18 protein-coding genes are annotated in these 18,298 nt (G+C 45.4%); all 18 read right to left on the reverse strand.

Features of this window, described 5'->3' with window-relative positions; all coding sequences use genetic code 11:
• Positions 1-3 precede the first annotated feature (3 nt).
• The 18 genes from rng to mshL all read right to left on the reverse strand — a co-directional run bounded on the left by rng (position 4) and on the right by mshL (position 18,298).
• A complete protein-coding gene (rng, locus tag IX91_RS13100; RefSeq protein WP_004747224.1) occupies positions 4-1,473 on the reverse strand; it encodes a ribonuclease G in 1,470 nt (489 codons plus the stop codon).
• A gap of 20 nt (positions 1,474-1,493) precedes the next feature.
• A complete protein-coding gene (locus tag IX91_RS13105) occupies positions 1,494-2,054 on the reverse strand; it encodes a Maf family protein (RefSeq protein ID WP_004747223.1) in 561 nt (186 codons plus the stop codon).
• Between the two features lie 2 nt (positions 2,055-2,056).
• A complete protein-coding gene (mreD, locus tag IX91_RS13110; protein ID WP_004747222.1) occupies positions 2,057-2,545 on the reverse strand; it encodes a rod shape-determining protein MreD in 489 nt (162 codons plus the stop codon).
• Positions 2,546-2,547: 2 nt separating this feature from the next.
• Positions 2,548-3,420, reverse strand: a complete 873-nt coding sequence (gene mreC, locus IX91_RS13115; RefSeq protein ID WP_004747220.1) for a rod shape-determining protein MreC — start codon at positions 3,418-3,420, stop codon at positions 2,548-2,550.
• 54 nt (positions 3,421-3,474) lie between these two features.
• The gene (locus IX91_RS13120; protein ID WP_004747218.1) at positions 3,475-4,518 is read right to left on the reverse strand and encodes a rod shape-determining protein; all 1,044 of its coding nucleotides are present in this window, start codon (positions 4,516-4,518) and stop codon (positions 3,475-3,477) included.
• Between the two features lie 152 nt (positions 4,519-4,670).
• Entirely contained in the window at positions 4,671-7,874 is a 3,204-nt protein-coding gene (locus IX91_RS13125; RefSeq protein ID WP_004747217.1) for a DUF6701 domain-containing protein, read from the reverse strand.
• A gap of 2 nt (positions 7,875-7,876) precedes the next feature.
• Positions 7,877-8,296 carry a hypothetical protein gene (locus tag IX91_RS13130; protein ID WP_004747215.1) on the reverse strand — a complete coding sequence of 140 codons (420 nt, stop codon included), beginning with the start codon at positions 8,294-8,296 and terminating at the stop codon, positions 7,877-7,879.
• A complete protein-coding gene (locus tag IX91_RS13135) occupies positions 8,286-9,011 on the reverse strand; it encodes a PulJ/GspJ family protein (RefSeq protein ID WP_004747213.1) in 726 nt (241 codons plus the stop codon). The genes IX91_RS13130 and IX91_RS13135 overlap by 11 nt, the downstream gene beginning before the upstream one ends.
• Positions 9,011-9,556 carry a type IV pilus modification PilV family protein gene (locus IX91_RS13140; protein ID WP_004747211.1) on the reverse strand — a complete coding sequence of 182 codons (546 nt, stop codon included), beginning with the start codon at positions 9,554-9,556 and terminating at the stop codon, positions 9,011-9,013. The genes IX91_RS13135 and IX91_RS13140 overlap by 1 nt, the downstream gene beginning before the upstream one ends.
• A complete protein-coding gene (locus tag IX91_RS13145; protein WP_004747209.1) occupies positions 9,556-10,032 on the reverse strand; it encodes a type II secretion system protein in 477 nt (158 codons plus the stop codon). The genes IX91_RS13140 and IX91_RS13145 overlap by 1 nt, the downstream gene beginning before the upstream one ends.
• A gap of 143 nt (positions 10,033-10,175) precedes the next feature.
• Positions 10,176-10,649, reverse strand: a complete 474-nt coding sequence (locus IX91_RS13150; protein ID WP_004747208.1) for a type II secretion system protein — start codon at positions 10,647-10,649, stop codon at positions 10,176-10,178.
• Between the two features lie 33 nt (positions 10,650-10,682).
• Positions 10,683-11,249, reverse strand: a complete 567-nt coding sequence (locus IX91_RS13155) for a prepilin-type N-terminal cleavage/methylation domain-containing protein (RefSeq protein WP_004747206.1) — start codon at positions 11,247-11,249, stop codon at positions 10,683-10,685.
• 78 nt (positions 11,250-11,327) lie between these two features.
• Entirely contained in the window at positions 11,328-11,789 is a 462-nt protein-coding gene (locus tag IX91_RS13160; protein ID WP_004747205.1) for a hypothetical protein, read from the reverse strand.
• A 3-nt stretch (positions 11,790-11,792) separates the two neighbouring features.
• Positions 11,793-13,013 carry a type II secretion system F family protein gene (locus IX91_RS13165; RefSeq protein WP_004747203.1) on the reverse strand — a complete coding sequence of 407 codons (1,221 nt, stop codon included), beginning with the start codon at positions 13,011-13,013 and terminating at the stop codon, positions 11,793-11,795.
• Between the two features lie 8 nt (positions 13,014-13,021).
• The gene (locus IX91_RS13170) at positions 13,022-14,746 is read right to left on the reverse strand and encodes a GspE/PulE family protein (protein ID WP_004747202.1); all 1,725 of its coding nucleotides are present in this window, start codon (positions 14,744-14,746) and stop codon (positions 13,022-13,024) included.
• On the reverse strand, positions 14,736-15,785 hold the full coding sequence (locus tag IX91_RS13175) for a tetratricopeptide repeat protein (RefSeq protein WP_004747200.1): 1,050 nt from the start codon (positions 15,783-15,785) through the stop codon (positions 14,736-14,738). The genes IX91_RS13170 and IX91_RS13175 overlap by 11 nt, the downstream gene beginning before the upstream one ends.
• A 3-nt stretch (positions 15,786-15,788) precedes the next feature.
• Positions 15,789-16,628, reverse strand: a complete 840-nt coding sequence (locus tag IX91_RS13180; protein ID WP_004747198.1) for an ExeA family protein — start codon at positions 16,626-16,628, stop codon at positions 15,789-15,791.
• 5 nt (positions 16,629-16,633) lie between these two features.
• Positions 16,634-18,298, reverse strand: a complete 1,665-nt coding sequence (gene mshL, locus IX91_RS13185) for a pilus (MSHA type) biogenesis protein MshL (RefSeq protein ID WP_004747196.1) — start codon at positions 18,296-18,298, stop codon at positions 16,634-16,636.

Below are 18,298 nucleotides of genomic sequence, written 5' to 3' on the forward strand. Positions count from 1 at the left end.
CCTTTACATCATCACAACGTCAAATTGCTCTTGAATATAGAGTGGCTCAGCTTGGATTTTCACCTGCTTGCCAATAAACACTTCAAGTTCAGCTAGGGCATGAGATTCGTCGCCTTGTAGTGTCTCTGCGACTGCTGGAGATGCATAGACCACGAACTTATCAGCGTCATAAGCGCGATTAACACGTGTAATCTCACGCAAGATTTCGTAGCAGACTGATTCCACCGTTTTGACACTACCTCGCCCTTCACAAGTTGGACAAGTCGAACAAAGAATATGTTCAATGCTTTCACGGGTACGCTTACGTGTCATCTCGACTAAACCAAGTTGAGTAAAGCCATTGATGTTGGTTTTAACTCTATCTTTGTCTAACGCCGCCGCTAATGAAGTAAGTACACGCTCACGGTGCTCATCAGAAGCCATATCAATAAAGTCGATGATGATAATCCCGCCAAGGTTACGTAGCCTTAGTTGGCGAGCAATCGCTTGAGTCGCTTCGATGTTGGTGTTGAAAATGGTCTCTTCTAGGTTACGACGACCAACGAACGCTCCGGTGTTAATATCGACCGTCGTCATTGCTTCGGTTTGGTCGATGATCAAATACCCGCCGGACTTAAGCTCTACTTTACGCTCTAGAGAACGCTGGATTTCGTTCTCAGTGTCGTACATATCGAAGATAGGTTTATCACCTTCATAAAGCTCAAGCTTTTCTGTTAGTTCAGGAACATATTCAGAGGTGAACTCTTTGAGATTTTCAAATTCGGTACGTGAGTCAACGAGGATCTTGTTTAGCTCGGTGCCAACAAAGTCACGTAGGATACGTTGCGACAGGCCTAGCTCACCATACAGAGTCGCACGGGTTTTATACTTGCTACGGCGTTCAATCACCTTTGACCACAAACGCTTCAAGAAAGCGGCATCTTGCGACAATTCTTTCTCGTCAGCACCTTCAGCGGCGGTACGAATAATGAAGCCACCATTTTCGTCACAATACTCACCCACCACCTTTTTAAGACGGTTGCGTTCTTGCTCACTTTCAATTCGTTGTGATACGCCGACATGGCTCGCACCAGGCATAAACACAAGGTAGCGAGAAGGCAGCGTGATATCGGTTGTCAGACGTGCACCTTTGGTGCCAAGCGGATCTTTAACCACCTGAACAACAATATCTTGCCCCTGGCGAACAAGCTCAGAAATATCGCGCACCTGAAACTGCTGCTTTTCATTTTCAGCCACACACTCAGTATGAGGAACAATATCTGACGCGTGAAGAAACGCTGCTTTTTCTAGCCCAATATCGACAAAAGCAGCCTGCATACCAGGCAGGACTCGACTGACCTTACCTTTATAAATATTCCCGACAATTCCGCGTTTTGCTTCACGTTCAACATGGATCTCTTGTAGGGTTCCCCCTTCAATCATGGCCACGCGAGTTTCACTCGGGGTCACGTTGATAATCAACTCTGCACTCATAAGAGTACCTCAAATTTTAATTATAAGAATTTGTGCAAGAGCTGGTCAGTTTCATACAGAGGTAAGCCAACGACTGCGTAGTAACTGCCTTCAATGCGAGTTACAAATCGTCCGCCCAATCCTTGAATTCCATAACTACCAGCCTTATCGCAAGGTTCGCCCGTGTACCAGTATTGTTCTATTTCTTGCTCTGACAGGGTCTTGAACCATACGTCTGTAGATACCACTACAGTTTCTTGAATTTCTTTTGTGGCGACAGTCACTGCTGTCATCACTTGATGCGCTCTGCCCGAGAGCGCCATTAGCATTTGTTTAGCATGCGCTAAATCATCTGGCTTTTCCAATACCTGTTGATCGCAAACCACAATCGTATCAGAACCGATTACCACTGAATTTGGCTCAAGCTCTACTGCTGCCATCGCTTTGTCTTTAGCTAGGCGAGAAACATAGTCAAAGGCGTTCTCACCAGATTGGCGACACTCTTCAACATCGGTTTTCACCACCGAAAAGGTATAACCCAGTTGAGAAAGCAGCTCTTTACGTCTTGGCGAGCCTGAAGCCAAAATCAATGGTTTAGTCATTTTTATCGTATATGCCAGTGACGTCTTACACGACGCATTAATAGGAACATCCAAGGCCATAGAATGCAGTTAATCAAACCACTCCACAGCGAGACCGGATTAAAGGTCACATCTTGGATTAAGTACTCACCACAGAAGATCAATACGTCGAGTAACATCGACATCACACCAATCAAAATGGCTTGTTGCCACAATGCCATGTTTCGAATCACGAGGAAGTTGAGCGCAACGAGGTAAATCACTATCGACATCATCATGCCGCGGATACCCAGTGTCGAGCCAAGCAGTAGATCCCATAGCAAGCCCAAGATCAATGCCGAACCTACGTTCACTCGGTGTGGCAGTGCAAGCACCCAGTAACAGGTCACTAACAGCAGCCATGACGGGCGGAGCAGATCGAGCATTCCCGGCCAAGGGATTGTCTGTAAAGTCAAAGCGATTAAGAACGAACAAGCTATGACAAACTTTCCTTTTAGTACGCTATTTGCCATTTCTATTGTTCCTCTAGATTCTCTGGTATCACTTGCTGGATTTTCTCCTGACGAGAATCATTCGGCCAGATAAGTAGTAGATAACGTAAGCGCTCAAAGTCGACCACAGGTTCTGCCTCAATAACGGCAAATTCTCGTGCGGTATCACGCTCTACTTCTGAAACGTGTGCAACTGGAAAGCCTTCAGGATAAATACCACCGAGACCGGAAGTCACCAGTAGATCACCTTCCTCGATATCTAAGCTGATTGGGATATGATCAAGGTTTATACGATCTGATTTACTCGTACCAGAGGCGATGATTCGAATGTCATTGCGGATCACTTGTACCGGGATAGCACTTAAGCTGTCGGTAAGCAGCAACACTCGGCTGTTGTGCGCCGAAACAAAGGTCACTTGCCCAACAATACCCTTCTCGTTTGCAACAGGTTGACCAACATAGACACCATCAATCTGACCTTTATCGATCACCACTTGATGTCGATAAGGTGATGTATCTACCGCCATCACTTCGGTCACGACTTTGCGCTCATCGCGAATAAATGAAGAACCGAGTAACTTACGCAATCTTTGGTTTTCTTCGCGATATTGGTCAAGCAGTAACAGGTCGTTTTTAAGACGCAGCACTTCTCTTTTCAGCTTGCGCGTGCTTTCCATATAGTCTTGACGAATATTGAAACGCTCATAAGCGCCATCAAACATCACGCGAGGGACATCCGCCAAGTACTGAATAGGCGCAACCATACTGTTAAGCAGATAACGAACTTGAGCAAATGTGCCTAAACGACTATCAGCCAGCATAAGGCTGGCTGATAGAATAACGGCAAAAAACAGGCGTAACTGTAGTGAAGGTCCCCGGCCAAAAATAGGCTTCATGGAATATGAGATCCTTATCTTGCCAATCTTGGCACTAGGCCAAGATCATTCAAATTACTCTTCGCTAAATAGATCGCCGCCATGCATGTCGATCATCTCAAGCGCCTTACCGCCACCACGAGCAACACACGTGAGTGGATCTTCAGCGATAACAACAGGAATGCCTGTTTCTTCTGTTAGTAGACGATCAAGATCTTTAAGCAGTGCACCACCACCAGTCAGTACCATACCGTTTTCTGAAATATCAGATGCTAGCTCTGGTGGACATTGCTCTAATGCAACCATTACCGCAGACACAATACCTGTTAGTGGTTCTTGCAGCGCTTCTAGGATTTCGTTTGAGTTTAGGCTAAAGCTACGTGGCACACCTTCAGCTAGGTTACGACCGCGTACTTCGATCTCTTCTACTTCATCGCCTGGATAAGCAGAGCCAATCTCGTGCTTGATCTTTTCAGCTGTCGCTTCACCAATCAAGCTGCCGTAGTTACGACGAACATAGTTGATGATCGCTTCATCAAAGCGGTCACCGCCGATACGAACTGAAGATGAGTAAACCACGCCGTTGAGTGAGATAACCGCGACTTCAGTAGTACCACCACCGATATCGACCACCATAGAACCAGTCGGCTCTGATACGCGTAAGCCTGCACCAATAGCCGCCGCCATAGGCTCATCAATTAAGTAAACTTCACGCGCGCCTGCACCCAGTGCAGATTCGCGAATTGCACGGCGCTCAACTTGAGTTGAACCACAAGGAACACAAACCAATACGCGAGGGCTTGGTTTTAGTACGCTGTTGTCATGTACTTGCTTGATGAAATGCTGCAGCATTTTTTCAGTCACGTAGAAGTCAGCGATAACGCCATCTTTCATTGGACGGATAGCAGAGATGTTCCCCGGAGTACGACCCAACATTTGTTTAGCAGCATGACCAACAGCGGCTACGCTTTTACCTGCGCGGTTACGGTCTTGGCGGATGGCTACTACTGAAGGCTCGTCAAGAACGATACCCTGTCCTTTAACGTAGATAAGTGTGTTGGCAGTACCTAAATCGATTGATAGGTCATTAGAAAATATGCCACGAAGTTTTTTGAACATATTCTTCGCTCGTCCTGAAAGAATTAGAAGATAGAAAATTGCACTAAATGTACCAATGCCTTGCCGTCACAGCAAGGCATTGAAGTGTAAACATGGGCTGAAACACGCAATTTCTAACAGATTCCTAACGATAGGCAAAAAAATGACAAAAATTACTGGCCGGTTAATCCAGATTCACCGCGGAAAATCACTCGATCATTACCACGGAAAATACCAAAAGTAACAACGGTAGAAGGATCTTCTTCCCCATTGACTTCAGTTCGATTAGCGTCTTGCCAACGGTATCGTAGCCAAGGGACGATATTTGCTCCTCTGTGCAAATCTAACCACACTTGCGTTTGTTGTCTGACAGCCGCAACAGCCGCAGACTGTGAAACCGTAATGGAATTAGATGCGCCATCAGTAACCACACCGCCAGCCGCTAAGTTAACATTCGCCGGTGTAGAGCCGTTATCGACCCAAATAGTACGGTTATCACTAACCACATTGACGCCCGCTATGTTAGTCGTATCATCACCACTATGGGTAACAAAGCCTGAACCATTCCAGAACTCAATTCTGAGTGGAATGTTCATAGTACTGCTTGCCACTCCGCCGATACTATCGAGCACAGCGCGACCAAAATAAATAATAGGTTGGCTTGTCAGCAATCTTGGTTGCCCACTTGATTGATAATCAATAGGGTCGGCGTTGCCACTCACTGCGTCAATAGAAATAGTCGAAGCAGTACCGCCAGATGTATTGAATGGTCCATCTTCATAGCCATTAACAGGCGTCGCTTTGGCCCAGCACAATTCATCCGCACAGGTGGTCGAAGGCGAGTTTTCCTCTAGTTTGAAGGTACCAATACTCTTGTTCGAACTCACCGCCCAAGCCTTACTAGGCGTCCCTGAATGAAAACGACTGGTGTAGGTAGGGTTAGCTTCATACAAGGCAAAACCCGCGGTATTACTAGCAACAAAGTTGCCGTAGTTTTGTACCGAGTTACCCTGTAGGTTCAGGGCTTCTACATAAAACTCAACGCCATTGAATGGCTGATTCATATAAGCAAAGTTTTGCTCACTCGCTCCAACCCCAGGGTAATTCCAGATTGGCGTATTAATCACTTGGAAGTATTTCGGATAGAAACGCCCAACGTTCTGCGTATCAGGATCGACACTCATTGTGAGGTACGAGGCGCTAGTTTGAAGACTCAATGTCCCAACCTCGGTCCATGAATGGTTGATCGTCTGCGTCTCACTACCGCTGCTAAAATTAGGGATCACACTTGGCGTGACAGTTCCGATTTGCGGGCTGGTCGTTGGATAACTAACACTGTAAGCTAAGTTGAGAGGGCCATTATCCAGGCTATAGTTGCCGGTTAACAAGTAATTACACTCATCGCTCACTCCTACATTGGAATCACCATGTGTGATGGGTTTATAAGTGGCAGAGAATCCCGTTCCTCCTGGCACAAAGCCCGGGGAACCTGTGGTCGTTGCTGGGTTCGCTTTGTTACTGCCACCCGTTTCCTTTACATCACAAATGGCAATCTTCCAAGGTCGAGAGTAAACATCAAATTGCCCCTTCAGCGCCCCACCTTCAACGGGGCAACGAACATCATTACAGACAAAGCTATTATCGGTAATGGTGACACGTATCTGTCCAGACTCTTTAAAATTGATATCGGCCTGTCGGTTTGAATTGGTCAGGTTAGCAATAAAGCTCAAATCACCAGAGACAACCGCAGCAGAAGTAGGTCTTTGATAATTGAACGTGGCTGTTGGGCTACCTGCATACCCTAGTGTAATTAGCTGCCCACTGCTGCTACACGCTTTAACTTTCACAGGTATTTTATAGTTCTTTCCAGCAGTCACGTACTGGTCATCGACTTCAAACTTGTAGGGAACATACTTAATCTTATCGGTATCAGTAAAGGTCTTTCCGCCAGTGGTTAGACTCGCTTTTAGGTCGTAGTTACCAATGCTTGAAGTCGTATTGGTCGTGACTCTGAACTTAGCTATACCATTCGCTTCAGAGATATAAGTGATATTAAGATTCGAACCGTTTTCTTGTGTTAGTGTTGGCGTCAAACCTGAAACTGGAGCACCATTGCTATCTAGCATATGGACTTCAACAATATTATTCGGCGTTGATTCACACGTTAGGTGATAGTTAAACGGCTTAATTACGATTGAAGACACTTCTGGGGTCGGCTGAGGGTTACAACTCAGAGGGTGGATTTTGTTGTCCTCACCACTAATAAAAATACTGTGCGCTGTAATACCTCCGTAAATTTCAACGTCCTCACCCCCAAGGTTAAAACCAGAGCTCGCACTAGGGTCGATATAGAAAAAGGCCTTGATTTTATAGTCTTCGCCTTCATCATCTTCCATTCTTATACTGGCATCTTGGCCATGACCAATAAACAACAGGTTGTGAGGACTACCACCTTCATTTATCTTCACTCCAGGTTTTTCAAAGTGGATTTTTTTATAGTGGACAATACTTGGTGCCAAGACCTCCAATTTCGCATCTTCTTCTGCAAACTTAAGCTCATTTAACCAGTACTCTCCCCCTGAAAGTCTCAGAGTAGCGTCTTCTTTAATAATTATATCTTTATGGTAACCACTATCTAAGTCACAGACGTCATCTTCATCACAGGTTAGATCATCATTACCATGACTATAATTCGGAGTAGGCATAGGCAACGTATTGTGTATTTTAGATGCATCAAAGCTACAGGTTCCGGAACCTCCATCAGGGAAAACACATATGTTACTGCTTGATTGGTCAATTATTCCAAAAGAATACTTAGGGTCGTTGCTTAGAGGATAAATTTTGTTATCACTGCCTGACATGAACATTGCGCCATGTGCTCGTTTAGGTGAGTTAGCATATTGGTTGGTTTGTAAGCCATCTGGAACATAATCACAAATATTAACTTCAAATGGAGGAGGATTGACTGACTCATCGCATTCTACATTACCAATACCACTTGAGTTAGACGCCCAATGGTTGCCATTTTTAATTGCTTGCTGCTTTTGTTCAATTAAAGACCATCCACTCCCACTATTTCGATAGTAGCTGAGCCAAGATTGAGAAGAGTCATAAGTGATTCGTATCTCATAGGTATTTCCATTTACTAACGTTTGATCATTAAATATATAACGTGAATCCGATTGCTCAGCACCCGTGTACCACAATCTATAAAACTTTTTACCCTGCCAGATGTCAAAAAATTGAACGTTATTTGAAGCAGTTACGGAGAATGAAGCCGTAAAGTCTTTTTGCCCTTTTACTGAACATGCTGCAAATACCGTAGATGAAGCTAGTACACCTACTAATAAGAGTAAAATAAACCGCACGAATCGCATACTCACTCCCTGATCCATACTTCTTGGTTGCGCTGCATTTGGTCAATACCAGTGCCACATATCGCGGTTGAACTGACCACGTACATTTGCGTTCCGTCCGCCAATTGCCCTCCACGCGCCTGACAACTCACCTGTACATCTTGGCAGTTAACCGTGGTATCAAACGCATTCACACTTACCCCATTAATAGCGGCACATTCCGTGCTGACTGAGTTGGTACTTGTATTTCCATAGATACGTTCTAGCGCCCACTCATTCCCCGAGTGTGCTAACAGCGCGGCCTGAGTACCGACAACATCTTTGACATGACTGTCACTGTTCGACCAACTAATCTGGCTCAGTGTGGAGGCTAGAAAACCCATCACTACCAATACAAAGATAATGACTATGTATAAACTACCCTGTTGTTTATTACGGGACATTTAACACCTGTATCTCTTGTATAAAGTTAGTTGATTCATCACCAGCTGCATTGTTGAAAGTCATATTCACCTGGACGATACCATTGTTCTGCACGGTTGCAGGCGTATAAGTCAGCGCTCCTGTTATACCAGAATCCGATAGTGGTAACGCGCTAGCCCCACTCACACTGCGGCGTAGCTGACCCGCAACCAAACAATAGTTGACCATTCCATTGGGGTTATAGATGTAATGGCGATTGGATATTGAACCACCAGCGATTGAAGCGGCTGCATCTGGCAATATAAAAGTATTACTCGCACTGCTGACATTGGTTAACGCAAACACATTAGTAGTGGGGTTAGCCTGAGTTGGGTTAATCACCATATTGAGTGTATTAATGTTAGCGACAGTTACACCGTTACGCCCAACGACAAACTGAATATCCGCCCCTGAGAGGGCGTAAAAGCCTGACTCGACAATAGGAAAGAAGGAAATACAGCTAGTTGCCTGAGGAATCGCTAAGTCACTATTGAGCATATTGGGCACCGCATGGCGCACTTCACGAGACATCTTTTCAAGAATAAACTTGGCTTGAGTCTGTAGCCGCTGTCTATCAACCGTATCGCTGTAACCGCGAGCACCGAGCTCAACAAAACCGGCAATACCAAGCACTAAGATCGCGCCGACAATCAAGGCCACAACCATTTCGATTAAAGTAAAACCTTTCACTTTCATCAGTAGTTCCCTCGGTAAGCAAAAAGCACGATCGGTGTTTGATTAGAAGCACTCACCGTAAGGCGGATTCGTTTAAGTTGGTTCGTTACCGCATATGTAACATCAACATCGACTCGAAAGTTAAGGTAACTATTTCCACCGACTAATAGGTTTAGATCACGACACCCATTAGTTGCCAAAGGCTCCCAGCAGCCATGAAAATCATCAACATCGTTATAAGCATTAGGGTTGTTGTTGGTTTCACCTTTATCGGTGTCTATACCAAAGGCTCTTGCGGCTCCAGGCCCAGAGCAATCTTCAGCGCCAGTATCACTTGATGAACAACGCGGTATACCACCTTGATCACCACTATTTTCATCAAACTTACGCGCCAAAATCTGTGTCATTACGCTTTGCCCCATGGCAGCGGCTCGCGTTTGGTAATGTGGGTCAGCACTGCGCGACACTTGGGGGACTAAAAAGCTAGTAATGGTTAGCATGGCAATACCCATCACCACAATGACAACAATGCTTTCGATTAGTGTAAACCCGCGCGCTTGAGTCATTAGCAGCTCCCCGCAGGTGAAACGTAACCTACTGCATTGATTTGTACAGCAACACAAGTGCCGTCAGTCGAGGTCATTTGTATATTAATCGGAGTTGCGACGCCATCAGGATTGCCTAGCAAATCAAAATTAACCAGAGCGCCAACATTGGAAGTGAAAGATACATCATTGAGAGACACCCAATCACTACGCCCATCGTCACGTGTAGCACAAGCTGCTTGGGAGCCAATACAGTTACCTAGCAGACTAAGGGTAAAATTGGTATTACCGCTAATTGCATCCATATCAACATTCGACTGCATGCGATTCACTTGAACTTGGCGAATAACGGAGATCACTTGCTCTTGCGCAGCAAAAGGAGAGAAACCAGAGCGGCCAGAATAACGGCTGGCAGCATAAACCGACACTATCGACACTAATAATATAACGACGATCAGTTCAATCAATGTAAAACCAGAGACTTTTGGCCTAGCCATAACCAGTTACCGTGGGACGTATACTTAAAGTCAGTATATAACAGATAAGGTTAGAGCTGTTGTTTTTTAAGGATTTATGAGAAGAGCTTAGAGGTGTCTTTTAGAAAAGAAAAAGGCCAGCGTTTGCTGGCCTCTATTTAAACTTAGTTGGTACAGTTTGCACCGCTTATCACTGAAACGTTTGCAGCCGTATTTGCATTTGTCGCTTCAATATACTGAACACAGTTAGTAGCATAATTAGGAATACCAAAAGAAGAAGCAGCGGCACTAGCGACCGTATAAGCTTTAATGTGCTGAAAATCTTCGTTAGTACCCAAACCGGTAACAATTCCCGATAGATCAGCATCTGTGGCTTTAGGGTACCCAAATGTAGTATTGATTGTTTGACCACTCATAGTCACTGATGCACTTGAAGTAGCTTCAGTTCCTTCAATAGCAGACTTACCGTAAACTATACCTGCCGCACCTTGCATTGCACCAGCTAGTCCTTCAAGGGTAGCAATTCGCGCATCATCTTGAATGTTTAAAAATCTCGGTGCTGCAGTCACTGCAAGAATACCTAGAATAACAATTACCACCACTAGTTCAATTAGGGTGAAACCGCCTTGTCTTTTCATAGTAAAAATCTCTCTATGTTGTGGGCTGCAGAACTACTGCAAAGTTACGGTCACACGACCAGTTTCAATTTCATAAACAAACTGATGTTCACTGTTACCTTCTCGCTGGATATAAGTGCAAGTAGATTGAGCGTTATCAGCTTGTGCTGAATACTTAATATTAGAATCCGCTTGAGCCTGAGTTACCGTGCCCACTTTAGGTGGGTTTTGCAGTAAGTTCTCCATCAGCTCAACACAAATTGTGTCAGTTAATGCGGTAGGGAAATTAGTATCATTGGTGTTAATTGCAAATGGGTAACCATCTCTATAGTTACCGCCAGATTGACTGGTACTGGTCAGCCAAAACTTAACACCATCATAATTTACCGTATTTCGTACAACGGAATCAATGGTCACAGAAGGTCTTGCTTCCGCTTCCCACTGTGCTCGTGCAGAGAGTACCCCTGTCGCATAGCCACCTGCGACACCTTCAACACTGGCTTTTTTCGCTTCATCCGTCACATCTAAGAAACGCGGTAAGGCAGCAACAGCGAGTAGGCCAACCACCACGATAACCACTACGAGCTCAACTAGTGAGAAACCAGACTGTTTGTTTGACATATATTTATCACCTACCGTTATGTACAGTGCATTATACGGAAATTGTACTAATTCGCTATATTGAGAGTGTCAATAACTCTACTGAGCTAAGAAACCCGTCTTAGCTATAAACCTATTATCCATCAAAGTGATAGAAATCAATCTGTCATTACTATACAGATAATCACAGTGATAATTGTTCGCTATCGTTTTGTTTTCAATCGCAACGGGCTGATTACCTAAAACTTCATGTTGCGGGTATAAAGTGTCAAGCCACAATAAGCAATCTACATGCTGTGCTTCACCCAAAGGTTTAATCCACCCCATACTAGTATAGTTCAACGTACGACCTTCAATGGTTATCTCATTTTGTTGACCAGATAACAACCACTGCTGTTTATAGTAGCTTGCTCGCTCAACAATTCTTTGACTCGCGAGCAAAAAAGCCGATTGATTAGCCTCTTTCACCACGCTTTGCCACACCAGCATAAAGCTCATAATCAAACAGACAATAACCAGTAACCAAATCGCTAGCCGTGAGCGCTCTATATAACTGATCACACATTAGCCTTTAATGGCATCTAACATTCCCCACATTGGTAGGAAGATACCTAGAGCCAGAATCAAAACCATACCCGCCACAATCACAAGCAAGATAGGTTCGATCCGTGCAGTTAGCGTTTTCAAATCATAATCGACTTCGCGGTCGTAGAAATCCGCCACTTCTAATAGCAGCTCATCGATGCGCCCCGTCTCTTCACCGACACTGATCATCTGAATAACTAGCGGGGTAAACACACCACTGTTTATTGCTGTTGAGGAGATGGTTCCGCCCGCTTCAATCGAGGACTTCATCTCTATAAGCCTGTTCTCTAGAAATTTATTGCCGAGAGCTTCCGCTGAGAGCGCCAAAGATTGGTTTAGTGGAACCCCCGCCTTAAGCATCAGGGCAAAGGTACGAGAAAAGCGTGACAACTGGGCACGGTTTATCAGCTCGCCCACTACAGGCATTCGTAAACGAAACTTATCCCACTTTTCTCTTCCATTTTCGGTACTTAACCAAGCCCGAAAACCAAACAAAGCCGCCACAATTCCTGCCACCATCATCACCCAGTAATTGACAAAAAACTCTGAGGTCGTGATCAATATGCGAGTTGGCAAAGGAAGATCAACGCCAAAACGAGAGAACATACTGGAAAACTGCGGAATCACTTTGACGTTAAGAATAAACAGTGCAATGACAATAAAGCAGATAACAAATGTCGGATAACGCATTGCGGTTTTTATTCGTTTACGCGTCTCTACTTCCTGTTCATAGTAGTTCGCCAATTGCAGTAGCGCTTGATCCAATCGACCGGTATTTTCACCAACGTGGATCATAGAAACAAACAGCGGGCTAAACACCTTGGGGAATAACTGCATTGAGGCCGACAGGCTGCGACCATTAGTCAGTTCTTGAGTCACATCCTCGAGCGCCGATTGCAGTTGTTTATTGGCGCTATTTTGGCTCAAGCCTTTCATAGATCGCAGCAGAGGAACACCTGCTTTGGTCAAGCTATACAGCTGACGACAGAAAATCACCAACACCTCTAAAGGAATCGCTGGCGTGAACAGCGCCTTAAGATCAAGATTCAAAGGGCTTTTGCCACTATGCGCCGAGATATTAATCGGAATAATACCTTTGCTCATTAGCTGCTCTGCTGCGGCTTCTTGAGTGGGGGCTTCTAGCTGCCCTGAAACCGCACTGCCATCAAGATTTCGTCCTTGGTATCGAAAACTCTTCATCGCTTACCTTAGATGTAAATCGCTTGTATGTGACCAGATGAATCACCTTCACCGAGACTCATCACTTCACTTAGGCTCACCGTCCCCTGCAAAGCTAACTCCATCGCTGATGCTAGCAGAGGTTTATAGTTTGGTGACTGACGCGCTACCTGAGAAAAACCGACCGCATCATTGGCTCGCAGCATGTCCATCATATCTTGTTCAAGCTCAAGCATCTCAAATACACCAATTCGACCTCGGTATCCGGTTAGATTGCAGTTCTGACAACCGCGGCCTTTAACAAAGCTCGCCCCGACTTGATTTGGGAAACGTTGGGCAAGCCACTGCACTCTTGCATCGTCAAGCTGCTCTTCAGTTTTACAGTCAGGACAAACTTTACGTACCAGTCGTTGTGCAACAACTGCACGCACGGCACTTGCAACCAGATATCCCGGAGCACCCATATCCATCATGCGTAGCGCGCTATCAATCGCGTCATTAGTGTGTAAAGTACTTAATACTAAGTGACCTGTAAGCGCCGCTCGTAAACCAATTTCGACCGTCTCTTGGTCACGCATCTCACCAACAAGAATGATATCCGGGTCTTGTCGGAGGAAGGTTCTCAGTACCGTTGAGAAATCAAGATCAATTTTAGGGTTAACCTGTACTTGGTTAACACGTGGCAGTCGATATTCGACAGGATCTTCTGCGGTAATAATCTTTTTGCCAGGCTCATTAAGCTCACTCAATGCGCCATAGAGTGTGGTGGTTTTACCAGAGCCCGTTGGCCCAGTCACCAAAATCATACCGTGCGGACGGCGTAGCTGACGTCTTAATTTATCAAGCAAATGAGAAGGAATGCCCGACTCTTCTAACTTACGTACGCCTGAAGATTGGTTAAGCAGACGCATTACTACCGATTCGCCATACTGAACAGGCATAGTCGACATACGAATATCAACCGACTGACCTTTTGAGCGAATATTGAAGCGCCCATCTTGCGGCAAGCGCTTTTCTGAAATATCCAGATTGGCCATCAACTTCAAGCGCAATACCAACGCAGAGGCAATATTAACCTCGTTAAGCAGTGTCTCGTGTAAAACACCATCTATACGCTGACGTAAGCGCAATACATTCGAATCGGGTTCAATATGAATATCTGATGCTCCAACTTGAATCGCATCCTCAAACAAAGAGTTAATCAGCTTAACAACTGTTACTTCTTCGCTATCGTCATCTTCAATACTGAAATCAAAAGCTTCAGTGACTTGGTGCTCAGCCTGTAACTGCTCAGCAAAAGAGGCAATTTCCTTGGTACGGCGATAATAGCGATCGAACCCTTCCACTAATTGGTTTTCAGGTGCGATCACAAATTCAATACCATATTGAGCAAGCTGACCTAACAAAGCTTCTTGCGCAAATAGATCAGCCGGATCACTCATCGCAACGCGTAAAGTATCCATATGGCGGCCAATCACTAATGCTCTCAGCCGTCTAGCATGTACTTCAGGAAGAAGCTGCACAGCCTCAACATCGACATCAGCTCGACTGAGATCAATCAATGGGATATCAAGCTGCTGAGACAAAAATGACAACATCTGATGCTCAGTCAAAGCTCCGAGCTCTATCAGTGTTGCCCCTAGTTTTCTGCCTGTAGATTTTTGCGCGCTAAGTGCCTGTTCTACTTGCTGCTCGGTAATAATACCTTCTTCAACCAGTAAGTCGCCGAGACGTTTTCTTAGTTTAATTTTCACTCGGCTGCTCCTCTAAGCTCTCAATCAAAGAAATTCGGTCACGTATAAACTGTTGCGATTGGTTAGATAGACCCAGCTTCGTTAAGGCTTGTGAATAAGATGATTTGGCATCCGCTAACTGAAATGCGCGCTCTTGTTGAATGCCTAATCCCATCCACCAGCGTCCACTTTCAGGTTCTCGTTGAACAAGCTGTTGGTAGCTTTGCAACGCCAATTGATCTTGTTTCTCTTTTTGCGCCAGTGCCGCGCGAAGAGAGAGATACTCAACGGGAACTAAATTTGGGAGTGTGCTTAATACCGTTAGCGCTACCGCGTTTTGTTGCTCTTTCATCAACATTTTGGCTAAAGAGAGGCGCAGAGTAGAGTCATCGCTGTCTAATGCAATCCCCTTTTGCAGAAGATCTGCGGCCTTGCGTACTTCGCCCTTTCCATAGTAAAGGGCAGCGAGGCGTTTTCTTACCTGTTTATTCGCTGGCGTATAACGCAGTGACTCGGCGTAGTGATTAAGCGCATCGGTGAGGTTATTGCTATCGAGCGCCTTTTTCGCCCGTTCTTGGGCTTTGGCTGACAGCTGCTCAGGCGTCAACTCAACTTGCTCTATCACCACTTCACCTTGAGTGGCTGCAGGCTCTGAAATCGAAGCAGGTGTACTTGTGACCGCTTTAGCAATCACAACCGGTTTGGCTTGTTGCTTAGCTTGAGGTTGACCCGATGAAGCGGTTTTCGAGCGAGGGGAAACATCCTCTTCTACTAATGTTTGATAAACAGGTTGGTCGACAACAGCAACTTTTGTCGTAGGGGATACCACAGCTTGTTTCAGGCTGTCAGTAGGAGTGATAGAGCTAACAACCACCTCTGAAGGCGCTTGTTGCGAGAGCGCCCAGCCACCAACCGCCAAGCTTAGCGTGAAGCTTCCTACCACCCATGGCAATACGGCTCTTTGCTTTACTGGCTGCACATTCGCTTTGCAAATACCCTTGTTGGCCAAGTTGGACTTGTCATCGGCTAGTTGTGACAGCGCACTATTAATCGCACTCATGCTTTAACTCCACCCCCATAACAGCGGGCTCTTAAATTTCGGTTTACTACTGTCGTAAGTGTCATGAATCGCATCGAACAAATGACCATTCGCTACCTGATCTTGTTTGTCGCCGCTCGCCAGTAGCAGCGCTTTATGGCAAATCTGGTTAATCAGACGTGGATAACCCTTACTTGCCCGCCAGATTGCCTTTTTGTGCGAGAGCAAAAAAAGATTCTCGCTGCCGCCGGCTTTTTTCAAGCGACTCTCGATATAAGCGACACACTCATCTAAAGTTAGCCCACGCAATTTGGCACTGAAGGTAATTCGCTGACGGAACTGCCTTAGGTGATGACTAGCTAAACGTTTATCTAGTTCAGGCTGACCAAGCAAGATGATCTGCAGCAGTTTTTCTTGCTCTGTTTCTAGGTTGCCAAACAATCTAAGCACTTCTAATGCGTCATCACTCAATGCCTGCGCTTCATCGACTAAAACCACCACCTGTTTTTGCTCTCTTTTGAGTTCAATCAGGCGCTTTTGAATTTCATCCACAATCGTCGCTTCATTATCAGCCTCAAGACCCAGCTCACTTGCCACGGCTAAACGTAACTGGCTACCATTCAAGGCAGGATTCGGCACAAAAACCAGTTGTACACTCGGTTTAAAGTACTTAACCAGTACGCGGCAAATCATGGTTTTGCCAGTACCGACCTCACCTGTCACTTTGATCACGCCTTCGCCCATCTCTAGCGCCGAGTTAACCATTTGAATCGCCTCATAATGTGGCGCTAACCCCAGAAACATCTCGGTATCTGGGGTGAGATGAAAAGGTAAACTTTCAAGGCCAAAGTGCTCAAGGTACATAGTGACTACTGCTCGTCAGGGAACCACTCTTGTAATAGATCTCGCGAGCGCTCAAGCTCTTTCTGCCATGTGTTAACGCCGACCACTGAAGGCTTAAGCAAAATAACCAGTTCCGTTTTTTGAGTTAACTTAGTCGTGTTACGGAATAAGTGCCCCAATGCTGGTACATCACCTAAAAATGGCACTTTCGATACTTGATCAAAGGTGTTGGATTTCATCAAACCACCAATCACAACCACATCGCCATCTTGAGCACGAATCACTGAATCCGACTCACGGATCGAACTGGTTGCTAGAGGTAGCGTTAGGTTGGTATTGCCATAGCTGATTTCTTTGCGCTCTTCATTCACATCAATGACCGCAGGATGAACATGCAGTAAGACATTGCCTTGATCATCAATTTGCGGCGTAACGTCAAGAGAGATACCGGAAAAGAAAGGAGTCAGTTCAACATCTGTCGAGGTATTGGTCGACGAAGTACTGGTATCGGTATTGGATGAAAAATCAGTCACAAAGTAACTATCTGTACCGACTTTTATAACCGCTTTTTGGTTGTTGGAAGCTGTCACTCGTGGGCTTGAAAGTACATTCAAATCACCTTGCGTTGCCATAAAGCTCAGTACCGCTTCGAAGCTGCCACTAGAAATCACCAAGTTCGACTGACCACCCAATAAAGTGCCAATTGAGTCTAGCCCTGGTAGCGTAGCCGGCACGATAGCACCAGCGGCATTCTTAACAATCGAGCCCTGGCCGAGTGAGTAATTGGTGCCGTTAGATGAGAATGCTTTTGACCAGTTGATCCCTTGCTGATAGCCGTCACTCAATGTGACTTCCAAAATTTTCGCTTCCAAAATTACTTGGCGATGCATACGCTGCTGAGATACACCCAAAAAGTTACGTACTTCTCTAATTTCATCCGGGAAAGCTCGCACTGTAATCACACTGGCTTGTGGAGTGACGACCACGCTTTGGCCGTCACCTGATCCAATCAACTGTGCGACTGCCGTTTCTAACTGAGGCCAAAAATCACTTTCACTGGTTGTTTCAATCTCAGTTCCGCCCTTCACATTGTTGCTGCTGCGGTTGTTCGAATTAGAGTTCGACGATGATGTCGTGTTTGACGAGTTTGAATTAGACGAATTGTTATCCGTGTTAGTGATTGTCCCTGTCGAGATAGAAGTGAGGGAGCGACCCGCGCGTTTAAACTGTAGATAGTCGACTGGAATGGTCACCGTTCTAAGACCCGCAGGATAAATCTGAATGACATTGCCTACTTTGTCGATGTCATAGCCATACATATCTTGTACGACCGATAACACTTCATCTAAAGAGACGTCATTTAGATTAACGGTGATATTGCCACTAACATTGGGGTGGATGGCCGCACTGTACTGAGTGCCTTTGACTAAGCTGGCGAAAAAGGCTTTAGCATCAACACCGTTGGCTTTAATCCTAAAACGCTTAATGGTCTTAGACACCGCTGTCTCATCACCGCTAAGTTCAGGCATAAGATCAGCTTCAACCGAAGGTGGCAGCGTCTCTAGAGTACGGCTATTGTTTTCGTTAATCGCTTGATTAATTGCACCTTTCGCCTCGACAGGATCTCGATGTCCCATCGCACAACCGGCTAATAAGCTTGTAATCGTAATTGCTATCGCGAGTTTACGCAT

The sequence above is a fragment of the Vibrio tubiashii ATCC 19109 genome (assembly GCF_000772105.1).
Lineage (GTDB): Bacteria > Pseudomonadota > Gammaproteobacteria > Enterobacterales > Vibrionaceae > Vibrio > Vibrio tubiashii.